Source organism: Nonomuraea sp. NPDC049714 (assembly GCF_044465295.1).
Lineage (GTDB): Bacteria > Actinomycetota > Actinomycetes > Streptosporangiales > Streptosporangiaceae > Nonomuraea.
This window is the reverse complement of record NZ_JBITLM010000025.1, coordinates 56,941-71,276: the sequence shown is the minus strand read 5'-3', so window position 1 is coordinate 71,276 and position 14,336 is coordinate 56,941. Positions and strand designations below refer to the sequence as shown.

The window sequence follows — 14,336 nt, the reverse complement described above, 5'->3', positions numbered from 1 at the left end:
GGCATGTCCATCGAGATGCGTGACACCGACGAGGACGTCTTCCGCGCCGCGGAGGAGCTCGGTATCGACCTGTCCCGGCGTGAGCCGAGCAGCGTCGAAGAAGTCTGACGGTGCGTGACCCACGGAGTCCGTGAAGCGGCCGATGCGGAGGACTTCGGACGGGGTGGTGGGAGCAGCGCGACCCTCACCACCCCGCGGCCTCAGCGCCCTTCGACGCCGGCGCTCGCCCCGGCAGGCTCCGCAGGAGCGTCTTCTCGCGGGAGGAGAAGGCGCCGAACGACGCCAGGCCCGCGTCACGCGGAACCAGCTCGTCGTCCCACTGAAGCAGGAACTCGACCGGCACGGCCACCCAGGCCGCTGGCCCGCTTGTGCTGTCCGCCGCCATGGCCCAGCAGCACCAGGGGACGGCTGCCGGTGGCGTCGATGGGTGACCAGAGCACGCGGGGGACGTCGCCGAGGGTGAAGAGACGTTCCGAGACGCCGTTCGAGGTCGTCTCCGAGATGAAATATGTGGGCCGGTCACGTACGGAGGAACGCTTTCGGGGCCCGCCCGGCGGCGGGGGCGGTCACACCGTCACCTCCCGCCACAGGGATCGGAACGACCGGTGAGCGACCCCGTCTGCAGCTCACCGGTCGTTTCGATGGGTCAGACCCCGAAGGCGGCCGGGTAGCGGATGGTGCCGGACGGCACGGGCCGGGTGGGGTTGAGGGCGAGCGCCATCATGTACTTGTCCTCGACGTCGAAGGGCGGCCGGATGGCGTGGCCCGAGGCAGGGACGAAGCCGAAGCGGGGGTAGTACTCGGCGTGGCCGAGCACGAGCACGAGGTTCTCCCCCTGTTGCCGGGCGGCGTCGAGGGCGGCGTGGACGGCGGCCGAACCGGCGCCGCGCCGCTGGTGCTCGGGCCTGACGGCGCACGGGCCCAGGGTGAGCGCCGCAGAGCCGTCAACGTGGCATCGGGTGAGGAGCGCGTACCCGGCGATGGTGCCGTCGGGTGCCTCGGTGACCCAGGACAGGCCGGGGATCCACGCCGCCGGGTCGGCGCGCAGCGCCTCGACCAGGTCCGCCTCCAGCGGGGTGGGGAAGGCGGCGAGGTTGACCTCGCGGATCCGGTCGAGGTCGGCGGCGGTCTCGGGACGGGTGATCCAGGAGGTGGTCATGGCAGGGTTCGCATCCGTTTCTTCGCTTGCCCGCGGGCGCAGGACGTAGCCGGTGTACTGGTAGTCCATGCCGTGCTCGTGGCGCATGGTGATCTCTCGCAGGGTGGCCGTGACCGCTTCGCGCATCCCGGCCACGGTCAGGTCGGCCGCGTGGGCTCGTGCCGACAGCGGCGTGTAGTACTCCGCGAACCAGTCGCGGTCGGGGAGCGGGTGCAGCGCGGCGACGGTGTATCCGGCAGCGCGCGCCGCAGCGGCGTTCCGGTCGTGGGTACGCAGCGCGTACTGCCCGTCCCAGAACGCCCGCGCCTCGGCGGACGGTGAATCGGTGGTCCACTCGCACTCGGTGACGACCAGCGTGCCGCCGGGGGCGAGCAGCCGCCGCCAGGAGCGCAACGCGGTGTCGAAACCGATGGTGTAGACGGATCCTTCAGCCCAGATCAGGTCGAAGCTCTCATCGGGGAAGGACAGCTCCGCCATCGACGCCCGGAGCGTACGGATGGCGTGGCCGACGCCGCGGGCGGCGGCGGCTTCGGTCAGCTCGTCGAGGAACGGCTGGTGCAGGTCCACCGCGGTGACCTCGACGGCGGCCTCCTCGGCCAGCACCAGGGCGGCGCGGCCCGGCCCGCAGCCGAGATCCAGCACGCGCGGGCGCGGCGGCAGCGGTCCGGCCAGGGCGAGCAGGCGGCGGGTGGTCGCGTCGGAGCCGGGCCCCTGGCGGGGCAGGCCGTGGTGCAGGGCGAAGAACGCCGCCGCGACGGGACCGGCGATCGCGTCGTGCGGGGCGACGACCGTTCCTTCGTCGGAACGATCTGTGAAGCGGTTTGACAACGTGAGACCCTTTGCGGGAAGGGGCCCCGACGAGACGCAACCGTCACCCCCGCCTCGGAAGCCGGACGGCTACGGCGAGGGGAAGAAGTGGGTCAGACCGGGGCCCGGGACGTGAGGAATGTCCGGGCGCTGCGCATGGCAGCGGTCTTCACCGCGGTCATCGAACCTCACCTCCCTCTCACCGGAATCCAACACCGATCAGGGGAGAGCTTAGCAGCTCGTGGCGGCACGGCTTTGTGGGAGATGAACGACGAGCGAGCCGGCGGGGTCGTCAAGCCGAGCAGGAACGGAGAAGCGCCCGCCACCGAGTCGTACCTACTGTGACTGCCATGGACATCACCTCGACCGATGGGAGTGGCCAGTGACCCAGGACCAGCGGGCAGGCAAGCGCAAGCCCGGTACGCCGGGAGCGTTGTCGCGGTGGATGCAGCGGAAGGCGAACGCCCGGATGGTTCGCAAGATCCGGCGTGGCCGCGGCACGTTCATGGGCATGGACGTGCTGATCCTGAACACGGTGGGCCGCCGGAGCGGGCAGCCGCGGGAGACGCCTGTGGCGTGGTTCGCCGGCGGCGAGGACGGCTGGCTGATCGTCGCGTCAGGCGGCGGGAGTCAGCACCCGGACTGGCATGCCAACCTGATGGCGCACCCCGGCCGGGCGTCGATCGACCTGCCCGGCCGCGGCCCCGTCCCGGTGACGCCACACGTGCTCGACGGCGCGGAACGAGAGCGGGCATGGCAGCGCATCGCCGCCGCCCAGCCCCGCATCGCGAAGTACCAGAGCAAATCCGACCGGCGGTACCCGGTGGTCCGGCTCACCCGCCGGTGACTCCGGTGACCTGCCGGACGGCTGAACCGGGCTCAGGGGGTAGTGCCGGGACATGCGCGTCGCCACACTGAACCTCTGGGCTCGGCACGGCTCCTGGAGCGAGCGCCGGGAAGTGTTGATCGCCGGGTTGCGTGACCTGCGCCCCGACCTCGTCGCCTTCCAGGAATCGGTCGTGACCGACCACTACGACCAGGTCACCGACCTGCTGGGCGCCGGCTACCACGTCGTTCATCAGGAGCAGGGGGAGGCCGACGGCACCAGGGCCTCGATCGCCAGTCGCTGGCCGCTGGGCGAGATCCGGCAGATGAGACTGGCCGTCACACCTCGCGTGAACCTGTCGGAGTTCGCCGGCTGGATCGGCCTGGTGGAGGTCATGGCGCCGGAGCCGCTGCTGTTCGTCAACCACAAGCCCTCCTTCCGGTTGGGCCACGAGCTTGAGCGTGAGCTTCAGGCCGTCCAGGCGGCGCGGCTGGTCGAGGAGATGCTCGGTGATCGGGATCTGCACGTGGTGGTCGCAGGAGACTTCGACGCGACGCCGGACTCGGCCGGCGTCCGCTTCTGGAGTGGCCTGCAGTCCCTGGGAGGAATGAGCGTGGCCTACCGCGATGCGTGGCAGTGGGCCCATCCTCATGACGCGGGACATACCTTCACTCCGGTCAATCCGCTCGTGGCGGGCGGGAACTGGCCGCTGGAGACGGGCAGGCGCATCGACTATCTCTTCGTCCGCTGCCACGGGAACGGCCCCACGCTGCGCCTGGTGGACTGCTGGCAGATCTTCGACCAGCCGGTCGACGGCGTCTGGGCCGGCGACCACTTCGGCGTCGCGATGGATCTGGAAACGCTGCGGTAGCGCCTCGGCGTGTCAGGCGTCCTGCGTCTCTGTGGCGTTGGCGCGGTGCGTCGCGGCGATCACCCGCGTCAGCGACCGGTGCAGGTGCTCGAGCTCTTCGAGGTCCATGCCGAGCCGGGCGACGATGGCCGGGGGGATCTTCTCCGCTTCGGCCCTGAGCTGCCGGCCGGTGGGGGTGAGGGTCACGGCCAGGGCGCGTTCGTCCTTACTGTTGCGCTCGCGGCGTAGGTAGCCCAGGGCTTGGAGGCGCTTGAGCAGCGGGGACAGCGTGCCCGGGTCGAGCTGGAGCAGCTCTGCCAGCTCCTTGACCGACAGGGGCTCGTTCTCCCAGAGCGCGAGCATGACGAGGTATTGCGGGTGGGTCAGCCCCATGGGTTGCAGCAGCGGCCGATACAGGCCGATCACGCTGCGGGAGGCGATGCTGAGGGCGAAGCACACCTGCCGGTCCAGCGCCAGGAGATCTGTTGCCTCTCTCACAGCGGCCATACGCGCACTCCTCCGGTGAACTCTGCTAAATTAGTTGGTGTACAAATCAATAGTACACCAATATATGCCACGCAAATCGAATGCGGGCCCGGCCCCGGGAGGGACTCCCATGTTTAACCGCAAGCCGATCGAGGAGCGCATCGCCGAGCGCCAGGCCAAGCTGCCTCCCCTGAAGGAGGGCAAGCACTTCGAGCACGGCCCGGCCAAGTTCGTGTTCGTCGCGCTGCTCACCGCCGTGGCGGCCATGCACATCGTCGGGCTGGCCGTGGTCATGCACTTCTCCTGAGTGTCGTGGACGACCTCGGCCCAGTCACTGCTACTATCGAAGTGAGTCGATTCGATTTCAGAAGTGACTGGTACGTCCGCTCTTGACATGCGAGGAACACCGATGCCACAGAACCAGGCCATCGCCTTCGACGCGCTGCCCGGCGCCGTCACCGCCTACCTGGCCGCCCACCGCGACCACGACACCACGGCCCAGCTGGACCTGTTCGCCGCCGATGCCACAGTCGTCGACGAGGGCCAGACCCACACCGGGACCACCGCCATCGCCGCGTGGATGGGGGATGCCTCCGTCGCCTACACGTACACGATCACGCCGATCGCGGCGGAGCGGTCAGGCGAGGAGGACTACACCGTCACCCAGCACCTGGCCGGTGACTTCCCCGGTGGCACCGTGGACCTGCGCTTCCGCTTCTCCCTGGGCGACGGCCTCATCCGCCACCTGGTCATCGAGCCATGAACAGGACCTGGTTCATCACCGGAGGCACGCCCGGCGGATTCGGCATGGCCTTCGCCGAGGCGGCCCTGGAGGCCGGCGACCGCGTCGCTCTGACCGCCCGCAGACCCGCAGAGCTGCGCGACTGGGCCGAGCCGTACGGCGACAGGGTGCTGACGCTCCAGCTCGACGTCACCGACACCCGGCAGGTCCAGCAGGCCGTGGCCGCCGCCGAGGCGCACTTCGGCGGCATCGACGTCCTGGTCAACAATGCCGGACGCGGATGGTACGGCTCGGTGGAGGGCATGGACGACGCCGCCGTCAGGCAGCTGTTCGAGCTCAACTTCTTCAGCGTCCTGGCGGTCACCCGCGCCGTCCTGCCCGGCATGCGCGCCCGGCGCGACGGCTGGATCGTCAACGTCTCCTCCGTCGCCGGGCTGAGAGGGGTGCTCGGCTTCGGTTACTACAGCGCGGCCAAGCATGCCGTCGAGGGCATGACCGACGTCCTGCGCCAGGAGGTGGCACCGCTGGGAGTCAAGGTGCTGGCCGTACAGCCGGGGGCCTTCCGTACCCGCGCGTACGCCGGATTCGCCGGCGAGCCGGTGCGAGAGAGCATCGAGGACTACCGGCCGATGCTGGAGAGTGTCCGTACGGCCATGATCGAGCAGGACGGCGGCCAGCCCGGTGATCCCCTTCACGGGGCGCGGGCCGTCGTGACGGCGATCGATCAGGACGATCCGCCCCGCCGCCTGGTGCTCGGGGGCGGCGGATACGACGCGGTGATCGACGAGCTGGAGAGCACGATCACCGAGATCCGCGCCCACGAGAATGTCTCCCGCTCCGTGGACTTCGCCCCAGGCGGATGACCTGACCCCGGTTGCGCGCCCTCGATCACGGACGGGCACGGCCGCTGGATCGGTGCCGGCCCGGCGGCGGCCATCGTGCCGGTCGTTCTTCTCGACCGGACTTCTCGCATCACCGCGGATGAGCCGGCCGGATCCGTTCCGGGGTCGCCGGGCCCCGCACCCGGTATCGGTAGCGCAGCGGTGATTCGCCCACCTCCCGTTTGAACGCGGTGCTGAACGCGCTCTCCGAGGCGTAACCCAGCTCGCCCGCCAGCGAGCCGACGCGGACATCGCCGTCACGAAGAGCTCGCTGCGCCAGGAGCATCCGCCAGCGGTTGAGATAGGTGAGCGGTGGGACGCCCGCCACGGTCCTGAAGCGCTCGGCGAACGAGGTCCGCGACATCGACGCGGCGCGGGCCAGTTCCTCCAGGCCCCACGGCTTCGCGGGGTCGGCATGCAGGAGGGTGAGCGCCGGACGCAGCCGTTCGTCGGTCAGCAGGCGCAGCCATCCCGGGGGCAGCTCGGCCTGGCCCACGTAGGCGCGCAGCACCTCGAGCAGCAGGAGCTGGCCGTACTGCCGGATCGCGAACGCGGCGCCCATCCGGTTCCCGGTCACCTCGTCGAACAGCCGGTCGAGACTGCCGCGCAGGCCGGTCGCGGCGGCGGCCGATGCCCGGACATGTCCCACCGGCGGAAGCGCCTGCAGCAGCAGCGCCCGGCCGGCCGGGTTGATGTCGACCGAGGCGCCGATGACGACGTCGTCGGTGCCGGGGTCGGCGCCGACGAGCCGGGTGAAGTTCTGCTCGGGCAGGATCTCCTGGCGCGGTCCGTCACCGGTGCCGCCCTCATGGTGCAGCCACGACCGGTCGTTCAGGATGGCGACGTCGCCCGGTCCGAGCTCGATCGGCTCGTCGATGCCGTCGGTGATCAGCCGGCCTCGGCCGCACACCATCGCGATGAGCTTCAGCGGGTCCTGGAGATCGGCCCGCGCCACCCAGGGGCCCCGCACCGCGAAACCGCCCGACACCGCGCTGCGGACCTCCACGACGTCGAACACTTCCGACAGGTGGTCAGCGGCCATTTCCGTACTATCGCGCAAGAAATGCGGACTGACAACTATTCAGAGTGTGGGAGGCCGTACGCAGACTGGAAGGCATGACACACAAGCAGCACCCCTTGAAGTCGGGTTTCACCGCGGCGTCGACGGCCGGCGAGGTTCTCCAGGGCATCGACCTGTCGGGCAAGAACGTCGTCGTCACCGGTGGCCACGTCGGGCTCGGCCTGGAGACCACGCGTGCGCTCAGCCAGGCCGGCGCGTCCGTCACCGTGGGCTCGCGGAACCCGGACCGCGCCGCCCCCGCGCTGGCCGGAGTCGAGCGCGGCGAGATCGACCGGCTGGACCTGCTCGACCCGGCGTCGATCGACGCCTTCGCCGCCCGCTACCTCGCTTCCGGCCGTCCGCTCCACATCCTGATCAACAGCGCCGGCATCATGGGCGGCCCATTGGTACGGGACGCGCGCGGGTACGAATCGCAGTTCGCGACCAACCATCTCGGCCACTTCCAGCTGACGTTGGGCCTGCTGCCCGCGCTGCGCGCCGCGCACGGCGCCCGGGTCGTCAACCTGACGTCCGGCGGCCACCGGCTCTCGGACATCCGCTGGGACGACCCGCACTTCACCACCGGTTACGAGGGCCACCTCGCCTACGGCCAGTCCAAGACGGCCAACGTCCTGTTCGCCGTCGAACTGGACCGCCGATGGGCCGAAGAGGGGATCCGCGGCTACGCCGTGCACCCGGGCATCGTTGTCAGCACGAACCTGGGCAACTCGATGCCCGAGGACCAGGTGCGGGCCATGAACCTGGCCATGGGTCTGATCGACGCGTCCGGCCGGCCGATCATCGACCCCGAACGTGAGAAGAAGACCGCGGCCCAGGGGGCCGGCACCATCGTGTTCGCCGCGACCAGTCCGCTGCTAGCCGAGATCGGCGGCGTCTACCTGAGGAACAACGACATCTCATCGCTCGACGAGGCCCCGGAGCCCATCACCTTCGGTACCGAGCCGATCGTCTCGTCCGACGTCGTGCCGCACGCCATCGACCCGGTGTCGGCCCAGCGGCTCTGGGAGCTGAGCGAGCAGCTGATCAAGGCGTAGGCGAGGCGCCTCGTGGGCCTTCCGTCCGTGTGGCACCCGGCTGCCGCACCATGTAGACGTCGATCGGGTCCTGGGTCTCCACGGTGAACCCGTGACGTTCGTACAGCCGCTGGGCGGCGCTGCCCTGCAGGACGTTCAGGCGGACGAGCGCTTGGTCGGCGTCGATGCGCTTCAGCAGGGTCCGCAGGACGGCCGATCCGAGTCCCCGGCCCTGCAGGGCCGGAGCGAGATAGAAGTGCTCGAGCCATCGCCCGTCCTCGGCCGGGCGCACGGCGACGCAGCCCGCCAGAGCGCCGGCGGCCACGATGACCGAGGTGTGCCGCGGGGAGAAGGAATCCCGCAGCCGCTGCCTGACCCGATGCTCGTCGAACCGTCCCAACCGTGTCAGGTCCGGCCGCATCACCGTCGCCCGCAGCTCCGCGATCACCTCGACGTCGGCCGGCTCGGCGGAACGCAGCGCCCACACCAGGGGACGGCCCGGCTCGGTCTCCGGCGCCTGGCCCCGCCGTGTCCGGTCCGTCCTCGCGCTCGTGTCCATGGCCGGAGTATCCCAGCAGACCGGTCCCGCTACGGCACGGTGACCATGCACCTCGTCACCGCCCCTAGCTCAACGAAGCGTGTCCGGTTCGTTGAGCCACCTGCCGTCGAGCATGAGATCGCGTTCGGCGAGCTCGTTCACCTCGCGCCAGGCCTGGATCTGGCGCGGGACGACACGGTAGTAGGGGTAGGCGCCCCGCTGCTCGCGGGGGTCGAAGCCCGACTTGGCGGCGAAGGCGTCGCCCACCTCGGCAGGGAGCTCGGCGGCGGGGATCACTTCGCGCAGTTCGGCGTCGATCAGGACGACGTCGCGCGTGGGCCCGAGCGCCACCCGGACCTTGCCGGTGGCCTCCAGGAACCTGGCCGTCGGGTTGGTCCTGGCCGTGGAGATGAGCAGGGCCTGGCCGTCCCAGAGGAACGACAGCGGCATCAGGTACGGCAGGCCGGCCGGATCGGCGGTGGCGAACCAGGCGTCGACGTCGCGTTCGAGCCGGTCCAGGGTGTCCCGGATGCGGCGGTCGAGGGAGCGGGCAGGAAGATTCACGGTGGTCAGGGTAGCGCCCATCGGTCAGCACCAGGACCCGGCGATCTGCCCCGTCGAGCCGGTTGAACGACTGGCGGCAGGCGTCGTTTCACGGGGTGGGCCCGGAGATCGCTGAATGGACCGCGGCGACGCGGTGGGCCAGCTCGCCGGCGGAGACGTCGATGAGTTCATAGCCGAACGCGCGGTAACTCTCTTCGTGGATCTTCTCGAAGGCCAGCGATTCCTGGAAGCTGATCCGCCGGGCCGCGGTCGGCTCACAGAACCCTAGATTACGGACGAAGAGCACTTGTCGCTCGTAAATCCTTTCCGAGGTGATCCGTTCGAGCTCCGCGGTCAGCGCCGGGGACACCGGCCACCCCGAGTAGGTGGCGAGGGCATGGGTGCAGACCGGCGACCGGTCGAACACCTGAACAGGGCCAGTGGCCGCCAACTGACGCTGACGCTGCAGAGCGACGATCTCGTCGATGAAGGACGCCTGAGTCCACGGCTGCTCCTCACCTCGCGCCTGCGCCTGTGCGATGACCGACGTCGCCGCCTCCTCGACGACCTCATGGCCGAGCCCGCCCAGGCGACGCAGGATCGATGTCTTGCCCGCGCCCGGCGTGCCGGTGAGAACGTATCGCCGCATGTTCAGAGACCTTTCGTGCAGACGGGAAACGGCGGGGGAGCGTCAAATGGGTCGCGGCCGACATTCCATGGACCGTATCTTCAGCCCATCCCCTATCGTTCCGGCAGGAGATCATGAACGAAGACCAGCATGCTCAGGCAGGCGGCGACGATCGTCTCCCTGAGACCTATGACGAGTTCATCGCCCATCCCATGGCCCGCAGGCGCGCGATCTACGGCCAGCTCTCAGCGGGGACACGCAGCCGGTTATGGCTGGAGCAGCTCATTCGATACCGAGCCACGCACCCGGAGCTGACGGCGGAGCAGCGGCGCATCCTCGACGAGATCGAAGTGACCATGCGCGACGAAGAGACTTTCCGGCCGGGCAGCGGACCCGACCCGGAGCTCGACCGGCTCAGCGAGGCCACCATTACCGCGTTCGGCAAGGACGAAGCCCGCAAGCTTCTGGCCACCCTCGGACCCGAAGACATCGGGGGAACATGCGCCATCAGATGATCGGCCGGGCCGGATCTGCCGATCGCGCACCCCTCAGGGAGGTGACCGCTGACTAGACTCGGGGGGTGTTCGACTCGCCTGACTTCGATCTGGCGTCCTATGCCGGCTTCGACACCTCGGCGTACGTGCGGCACACGTACAACAGCTGGGACGACGCCGGGTGGCGATCACTGCTCGTACAAGGCTTCGACCATGCCGCCGAAGCCGAGCACCTTCCGCTCCCCGCGGTCTCCGACCTGCATCTCGTGCTCTGCGTGGCGGGGAACGCGGACGTGCGGATGCACGCCGGTGGGAAACCGGTCCGGCGCCGCTGGGTTCCGGGCCATCTGGAGATCATGGTCCCTGGCCGCGCCACCACGGTCAGCTACCGGGCGACGTCCGGGTTGAGCACCGTCCAGGTGCACATCCCCGCGCCGACCGTCCAGCGGACCATCGGAGCGCTGGGCGGTCATGAGCCCGACTTCGAGGCGCTGTCCGCCGGCCTGGGGGCCGGGGATCCGGTCGTCGAACAGGTGCTCCGCTCGCTGGCGGGCACCAGCGGCGTCAGCGACCTGTACGCGGAGTCCGCCGCGGCGTTCCTCACGACGCACCTGCTGACCCAGGGCGGGAGCGAGCGCCTGCCCGGTCCCGAGCACGCCGCCGTCCGGGCGGGCGTCGCCATCATGCGGGAGCGTCTGGCAGAGCCTCTGACGCTGGCCGTCATCGCCGCCGAGATCCACCTGAGTGTGTACCACTTCGTCCGCGTCTTCCGGGAGGCCACCGGCCAGACGCCGCACCGGTACCTCACCCGGTTACGGATCGAGCAGGCGCAGCGGCTCCTGTCCACCACGTCCCTCAGCATCGAGCGGATCGCCCGGCGGTGCGGGTTCGCCAGTCCAGGCGCGTTGTCGTCGGCCTTCCTGCGCCAGACCGGTGTCCGTCCCTCGGCATACCGCAAGAATTGATCGATCATCGTCAATCGCGCGCATGTCCCCGGAAGGCGGCCGCCCCTACGTTCGGAGCATGCCGTACTCCTTTCGTGTGACCGCACGCTCGCAGGCCGCCCCTGACGCCGTCTTCGCGGCGCTCACGCACGCCGCCACCTGGCCGTCGTGGTCGCCGATCGACTCCGCCGACGTCGAGGACGGCGACCCCGGGGGCCGGCAGCAGGTCGGCGACACCAGGATCTTCCGCACCGGCCGCAACGTCGCCCGGGAGCGGATCGTCGAACTGATCACCGACCGGCGGTTCGTCTACGACAACGCGGGCGGGCCCTTCCGGACCTACCTCGGGACCGTCGATCTCGCCCCCGCACCCGGCGGGGGCACCGACATCACCTGGTCCGCCACCTTCGACCCCAAGATGCCGCTCTCCGGTGGTTTCTGGCGGTGGTACCTGACCCGTTTCATGCAACGTATGGCTGACGGTCTCGCCGCATATCCCACGAACCCGGGTTGACCTCGTCAGCCGCGTAGGCTCACCGGGAGAGCGGTCAAGCGGCCCCCCTGGATGCCGCCGGTGCAGTATGCGGCCCTGGCGGTTTCGACGCGCCCTGAGGCCGGCCCGGCTCGTGGTGCGGGAGCCGGGCGGTGGGCGCAGGTCAGACAGCCTGCGCGGTGGGCAGGATGGTGATCTCGGTGAGGTTGACGTGGCGAGGCGAGGCGGCGACGAACGCCACGGTCTCGGCCACGTCCGCCGACCGCAGCGGGTCGATCTCGGTCAGCAGCCCCTCCATGAGGGCGCTGGCGTCAGGGTCCGTGACGTGGCTAGGCAGCTCGGTGTCGACCATGCCGGGCTCGACCGTGGCCACCCGGATGTTCTTGGGGCCGAGCTCGACGCGCAGCAGCCGGGTGAGATGGCTGATGTAGGCCTTGGTGCCGGAGTAGACGGAGAACTTCTCCAGGATCCGGGTCGCCGCGATCGAGGACGTGGTGATCAGATCGGCGGTCCGTCCCGCGTCGGCGGCGGCGGTCAGGTGCGGCAGGAAGGCGCCGATGACGTTCATGACGCCGGTGATGTTCAGGTCGATCTGGCGCTGCCAGTCGTCCTGCTTCAGCTCGGTGATCGGCGAGATGAGCTGGACACCGGCGTTGTTGACGACGAGGTCGGCGGTGCCGAGCCGCGCGGCGACCTCGGCCGCCGCGTCACGGACGGCTTCCCGGCCGGTGACGTCGACGGGGACGGCGAGCGCGGTGCCGCCGGCGGCGTTGATGGACGCGGTCAGGTCGTCGAGCCGGTCCTTGCGCCGGGCCAGCACGGCGACCTTCGCGCCGAGCTCGGCCAGCCGCAGCGCGGTGGCGGCGCCGATGCCGCTGGAAGCGCCCGAGACCACGGCCACGCGGTCGGACAGCGGGGTTCCGGTGAGGAGAGCGGCGGTCATGGCAGAAACCTCCTGAGTGCGAGAACTTCCTGATCGGATGGGGTCAGGCGGCGTCGTCGTACGCGGTGGCCGCCGACTTCTCCCGCCAGGAGGCCACGTCCCGGTCGATCTGATCCAGCTTGACCCGCAGCCGGTCGAGGGTGTCGGGCCCCAGGTACAGGTGCGTGGGCAAGGTCTCCTGCGAGGCGACCTCGTAGATCAGCGCCGCGTTCTTGACCGGGTCGCCGAGCTGGGTGTGGTTGGCGGTGCCCGCCCAGTCGAGGGTCACATGGGCGGGCGTGCCGTCGTAGTCGGCGATCCGGCCGGCCGGCACCGACAGCGAGCCGGCGTCGAGGAAGTCGGTACGCAGGACGCCCGGCTCGACCACCATCGACTGGATGCCGAACGGCGCCAGTTCCTTCGACAGCGACTCGCTGATCCCGGCCACGGCGAACTTCGAGGCGCAGTACATGCTCACCCCCGGCTCGCCCTCGAACCCCGACCGGGAGCCGATGTGCACGAGCTTGCCGGAGCCCTGACGGCGCATGACGGGCAGCACGGCGCGGGTCATGTCGATGAGGCCGAAGACGTTCAGGTCGAACAGCGAGCGGGCCTCGGCGTCGGTGATCTCCTCCAAGGCGCCGAGCAGGCCGCGGCCGGCGTTGTTGACCAGCACGTCGATGGTGCCGAAGCGATCGACCGCGGCCTGGACCGCGGCGGGGACGGCCGCGCTGTCGGTGACGTCCAGGGCGACGGTCAGTACGTTGTCCGCCTTCCTGAGGTCCTCCGGGGCGCGGGCCGGATCGCGGACCGCGATGACGACGTCGTCGCCCTTGCCGAGAGTGGTGCGGGCGATCTGGGCGCCGAGGCCGCGGGATGCTCCGGTGATGAACCAGGTGGTCATGACGGTGTCCTTTCGTTCCGTCGCCTTGGTCTGACCCCCACCACTCTGCCGAGGGCGGTGCCTGGGTTGAAGGCTGAGAACTTCCTGGGAGTGACGTACCCAGGAACCCTGAGGGGCGCGCGCGCCGGAGACCCGCAGGGCGCGGGCGAGCGCGTCGTCGGCCCGCGCGCGCAGCCGTTCGAAGGCCTGCGCCGTCGGGCCGGCCGGTTCGGCCTGGTAGACGACGAGCTGCTGGTGCGGCGCCCCGTTCACGGTGAACGCCGAGAACAGGATGTGCAGATCGCCCACGTGCGGATGGCGCAGGTGCTTGCCCTCCTGGGTCTTGGGTTTGACGTCGTGGCGAGCCCACAGCTCGGCGAACTCCGGGCTCCGCTCCGACAGGTCCGCCACGACCTCGGCGATGCGCGGGTTGTCCGGGTCGTGTCCGTAGGCGGCGCGGATCTCCGCCACACAGGAGTGCGCCGCCCGCTCCCACTCCTGGTAGAACTCCCGCCCGGCGGGATCCGCGAACACCATGCGGGCCAGGTTGTCGGCCGGGCCGAACCCCTCGTGCAGCGCGGCGGCCATGGGGTTCCAGGCCAGGATGTCCAGGGCGGGGCCGAGCACGAAGGCGGGCGAGGTGGACCAGCCGTCCATGAACTGCAGGAGCTGCGGGCTGACGGTCGTGTCCCGCGCCCGCCGCCAGGTGCGCGCCTCCGCGGGGCGGACCAGCCGCCACAGGTGCGCGGTGGCGGGCGCGTCCAGGCACAGCGCGCGGGCGACCGCCTCGACGACCTGCGGCGAGGGGCTGGACTCGCGTCCCTGCTCCAGCCGTACGTAGTAGTCGATGCTCATGCCGGCGAGCAGCGCCACCTCCTCGCGCCGCAGGCCTTTGACCCTGCGTCGGCTGGTCTCGGGGAGCCCCACGTCCTGTGGCTTGAGCGCTTCGCGGCGGGCGCGCAGGAAGTCGCCCAGCGGGGTCGCGGTCATGTCCGTCCTTCCGGTAGGAACATCAGCAGGTGATGGTCGCCTTCCCCAGGTCGTGC

At 70.2% G+C, this 14,336-nt stretch carries 18 protein-coding genes and 1 pseudogene; 9 read left to right on the top strand and 10 right to left on the bottom strand.

The window, feature by feature from the left end:
* Nucleotides 1–184: 184 nt before the first annotated feature.
* The 3 genes and pseudogenes from ACIBQX_RS49565 to ACIBQX_RS49555 form a co-directional block, all read right to left on the bottom strand.
* The gene (locus tag ACIBQX_RS49565) at nucleotides 185–385 is read right to left on the bottom strand and encodes a hypothetical protein (RefSeq protein ID WP_397017620.1); all 201 of its coding nucleotides are present in this window, start codon (nucleotides 383–385) and stop codon (nucleotides 185–187) included.
* A gap of 261 nt (nucleotides 386–646) precedes the next feature.
* A complete protein-coding gene (locus tag ACIBQX_RS49560) occupies nucleotides 647–1,159 on the bottom strand; it encodes a GNAT family N-acetyltransferase (protein ID WP_397017622.1) in 513 nt (170 codons plus the stop codon).
* Between the two features lie 303 nt (nucleotides 1,160–1,462).
* Nucleotides 1,463–1,987 (bottom strand): annotated as a pseudogene (locus ACIBQX_RS49555) (class I SAM-dependent methyltransferase); the annotation flags it as partial.
* Nucleotides 1,988–2,348: 361 nt separating this feature from the next.
* Between ACIBQX_RS49555 and ACIBQX_RS49550 the strand changes: the two are divergent.
* Both ACIBQX_RS49550 and ACIBQX_RS49545 read left to right on the top strand, forming a co-directional pair.
* On the top strand, nucleotides 2,349–2,813 hold the full coding sequence (locus tag ACIBQX_RS49550; protein ID WP_397017618.1) for a nitroreductase family deazaflavin-dependent oxidoreductase: 465 nt from the start codon (nucleotides 2,349–2,351) through the stop codon (nucleotides 2,811–2,813).
* A gap of 52 nt (nucleotides 2,814–2,865) precedes the next feature.
* Nucleotides 2,866–3,663 (top strand): endonuclease/exonuclease/phosphatase family protein, encoded by a 798-nt coding sequence (locus ACIBQX_RS49545; protein ID WP_397017616.1) that lies wholly within the window; start codon nucleotides 2,866–2,868, stop codon nucleotides 3,661–3,663.
* Nucleotides 3,664–3,675: 12 nt separating this feature from the next.
* Here the strand turns inward: ACIBQX_RS49545 and ACIBQX_RS49540 are convergent, their stop codons facing one another.
* Nucleotides 3,676–4,149, bottom strand: a complete 474-nt coding sequence (locus ACIBQX_RS49540) for a MarR family winged helix-turn-helix transcriptional regulator (RefSeq protein ID WP_397017614.1) — start codon at nucleotides 4,147–4,149, stop codon at nucleotides 3,676–3,678.
* A 109-nt stretch (nucleotides 4,150–4,258) separates the two neighbouring features.
* On the opposite strand from ACIBQX_RS49540, the gene ACIBQX_RS49535 reads away from it, so the two are divergent.
* The 3 genes from ACIBQX_RS49535 (at nucleotide 4,259) to ACIBQX_RS49525 (ending at nucleotide 5,733) form a co-directional block, all read left to right on the top strand.
* Nucleotides 4,259–4,435, top strand: a complete 177-nt coding sequence (locus ACIBQX_RS49535; protein ID WP_397017612.1) for a hypothetical protein — start codon at nucleotides 4,259–4,261, stop codon at nucleotides 4,433–4,435.
* A 102-nt stretch (nucleotides 4,436–4,537) separates the two neighbouring features.
* Nucleotides 4,538–4,891: a nuclear transport factor 2 family protein gene (locus tag ACIBQX_RS49530; protein WP_397017610.1), complete on the top strand. Its 354-nt coding sequence runs from the start codon at nucleotides 4,538–4,540 to the stop codon at nucleotides 4,889–4,891.
* Nucleotides 4,888–5,733, top strand: a complete 846-nt coding sequence (locus ACIBQX_RS49525; RefSeq protein ID WP_397017608.1) for an oxidoreductase — start codon at nucleotides 4,888–4,890, stop codon at nucleotides 5,731–5,733. Before ACIBQX_RS49530 ends, ACIBQX_RS49525 begins: the two co-directional genes overlap by 4 nt.
* 109 nt (nucleotides 5,734–5,842) lie before the next feature.
* Here the strand turns inward: ACIBQX_RS49525 and ACIBQX_RS49520 are convergent, their stop codons facing one another.
* On the bottom strand, nucleotides 5,843–6,793 hold the full coding sequence (locus ACIBQX_RS49520; protein ID WP_397017606.1) for an AraC family transcriptional regulator: 951 nt from the start codon (nucleotides 6,791–6,793) through the stop codon (nucleotides 5,843–5,845).
* A gap of 74 nt (nucleotides 6,794–6,867) precedes the next feature.
* On the opposite strand from ACIBQX_RS49520, the gene ACIBQX_RS49515 reads away from it, so the two are divergent.
* Nucleotides 6,868–7,866, top strand: coding sequence for an SDR family NAD(P)-dependent oxidoreductase (locus ACIBQX_RS49515; protein ID WP_397017604.1), 999 nt, complete (start codon nucleotides 6,868–6,870; stop codon nucleotides 7,864–7,866).
* On the opposite strand, the gene ACIBQX_RS49510 is transcribed toward ACIBQX_RS49515, so the two are convergent.
* From ACIBQX_RS49510 to ACIBQX_RS49500, 3 genes are all read right to left on the bottom strand, one after another.
* Nucleotides 7,856–8,404, bottom strand: coding sequence for a GNAT family N-acetyltransferase (locus ACIBQX_RS49510; protein WP_397017602.1), 549 nt, complete (start codon nucleotides 8,402–8,404; stop codon nucleotides 7,856–7,858). The two genes, ACIBQX_RS49515 and ACIBQX_RS49510, sit on opposite strands and share 11 nt — an antisense overlap.
* Nucleotides 8,405–8,473: 69 nt before the next feature.
* Complete coding sequence (locus tag ACIBQX_RS49505; RefSeq protein WP_397017600.1) at nucleotides 8,474–8,947, bottom strand: pyridoxamine 5'-phosphate oxidase family protein; 474 nt, start codon at nucleotides 8,945–8,947, stop codon at nucleotides 8,474–8,476.
* Nucleotides 8,948–9,035: 88 nt separating this feature from the next.
* On the bottom strand, nucleotides 9,036–9,575 hold the full coding sequence (locus ACIBQX_RS49500; protein ID WP_397017598.1) for an ATP-binding protein: 540 nt from the start codon (nucleotides 9,573–9,575) through the stop codon (nucleotides 9,036–9,038).
* A 113-nt stretch (nucleotides 9,576–9,688) separates the two neighbouring features.
* Here ACIBQX_RS49500 and ACIBQX_RS49495 point away from each other — a divergent pair, with 113 nt between their 5' ends.
* The 3 genes from ACIBQX_RS49495 (at nucleotide 9,689) to ACIBQX_RS49485 (ending at nucleotide 11,506) form a co-directional block, all read left to right on the top strand.
* Nucleotides 9,689–10,069 (top strand): bacteriocin fulvocin C-related protein, encoded by a 381-nt coding sequence (locus ACIBQX_RS49495; RefSeq protein WP_397017597.1) that lies wholly within the window; start codon nucleotides 9,689–9,691, stop codon nucleotides 10,067–10,069.
* Nucleotides 10,070–10,134: 65 nt separating this feature from the next.
* Nucleotides 10,135–11,013, top strand: a complete 879-nt coding sequence (locus tag ACIBQX_RS49490) for a helix-turn-helix domain-containing protein (RefSeq protein WP_397017596.1) — start codon at nucleotides 10,135–10,137, stop codon at nucleotides 11,011–11,013.
* Nucleotides 11,014–11,089: 76 nt separating this feature from the next.
* Nucleotides 11,090–11,506 (top strand): SRPBCC family protein, encoded by a 417-nt coding sequence (locus ACIBQX_RS49485; protein ID WP_397017594.1) that lies wholly within the window; start codon nucleotides 11,090–11,092, stop codon nucleotides 11,504–11,506.
* A 142-nt stretch (nucleotides 11,507–11,648) separates the two neighbouring features.
* On the opposite strand, the gene ACIBQX_RS49480 is transcribed toward ACIBQX_RS49485, so the two are convergent.
* Together ACIBQX_RS49480 and ACIBQX_RS49475 are read right to left on the bottom strand one after the other, a co-directional pair.
* Complete coding sequence (locus ACIBQX_RS49480; RefSeq protein WP_397017592.1) at nucleotides 11,649–12,428, bottom strand: SDR family oxidoreductase; 780 nt, start codon at nucleotides 12,426–12,428, stop codon at nucleotides 11,649–11,651.
* A 43-nt stretch (nucleotides 12,429–12,471) separates the two neighbouring features.
* Nucleotides 12,472–14,280, bottom strand: a complete 1,809-nt coding sequence (locus tag ACIBQX_RS49475; protein ID WP_397017590.1) for an SDR family NAD(P)-dependent oxidoreductase — start codon at nucleotides 14,278–14,280, stop codon at nucleotides 12,472–12,474.
* Nucleotides 14,281–14,336 lie beyond the last annotated feature (56 nt).

Excerpts from the sequence above, each read along its gene's own strand:
- ACIBQX_RS49530 (WP_397017610.1), top strand. The coding sequence starts at position 4,538 with ATGCCACAGAACCAGGCCATCGCCTTCGACGCGCTGCCCGGCGCCGTC.
- ACIBQX_RS49520 (WP_397017606.1), bottom strand. The coding sequence starts at position 6,793 with ATGGCCGCTGACCACCTGTCGGAAGTGTTCGACGTCGTGGAGGTCCGC.
- ACIBQX_RS49500 (WP_397017598.1), bottom strand. The coding sequence starts at position 9,575 with ATGCGGCGATACGTTCTCACCGGCACGCCGGGCGCGGGCAAGACATCG.
- ACIBQX_RS49525 (WP_397017608.1), top strand. The coding sequence starts at position 4,888 with ATGAACAGGACCTGGTTCATCACCGGAGGCACGCCCGGCGGATTCGGC.
- ACIBQX_RS49560 (WP_397017622.1), bottom strand. The coding sequence starts at position 1,159 with ATGACCACCTCCTGGATCACCCGTCCCGAGACCGCCGCCGACCTCGAC.
- ACIBQX_RS49510 (WP_397017602.1), bottom strand. The coding sequence starts at position 8,404 with ATGGACACGAGCGCGAGGACGGACCGGACACGGCGGGGCCAGGCGCCG.
- ACIBQX_RS49515 (WP_397017604.1), top strand. The coding sequence starts at position 6,868 with ATGACACACAAGCAGCACCCCTTGAAGTCGGGTTTCACCGCGGCGTCG.
- ACIBQX_RS49535 (WP_397017612.1), top strand. The coding sequence starts at position 4,259 with ATGTTTAACCGCAAGCCGATCGAGGAGCGCATCGCCGAGCGCCAGGCC.
- ACIBQX_RS49545 (WP_397017616.1), top strand. The coding sequence starts at position 2,866 with ATGCGCGTCGCCACACTGAACCTCTGGGCTCGGCACGGCTCCTGGAGC.
- ACIBQX_RS49565 (WP_397017620.1), bottom strand. The coding sequence starts at position 385 with ATGGCGGCGGACAGCACAAGCGGGCCAGCGGCCTGGGTGGCCGTGCCG.
- ACIBQX_RS49540 (WP_397017614.1), bottom strand. The coding sequence starts at position 4,149 with ATGGCCGCTGTGAGAGAGGCAACAGATCTCCTGGCGCTGGACCGGCAG.
- ACIBQX_RS49480 (WP_397017592.1), bottom strand. The coding sequence starts at position 12,428 with ATGACCGCCGCTCTCCTCACCGGAACCCCGCTGTCCGACCGCGTGGCC.
- ACIBQX_RS49475 (WP_397017590.1), bottom strand. The coding sequence starts at position 14,280 with ATGACCGCGACCCCGCTGGGCGACTTCCTGCGCGCCCGCCGCGAAGCG.
- ACIBQX_RS49495 (WP_397017597.1), top strand. The coding sequence starts at position 9,689 with ATGAACGAAGACCAGCATGCTCAGGCAGGCGGCGACGATCGTCTCCCT.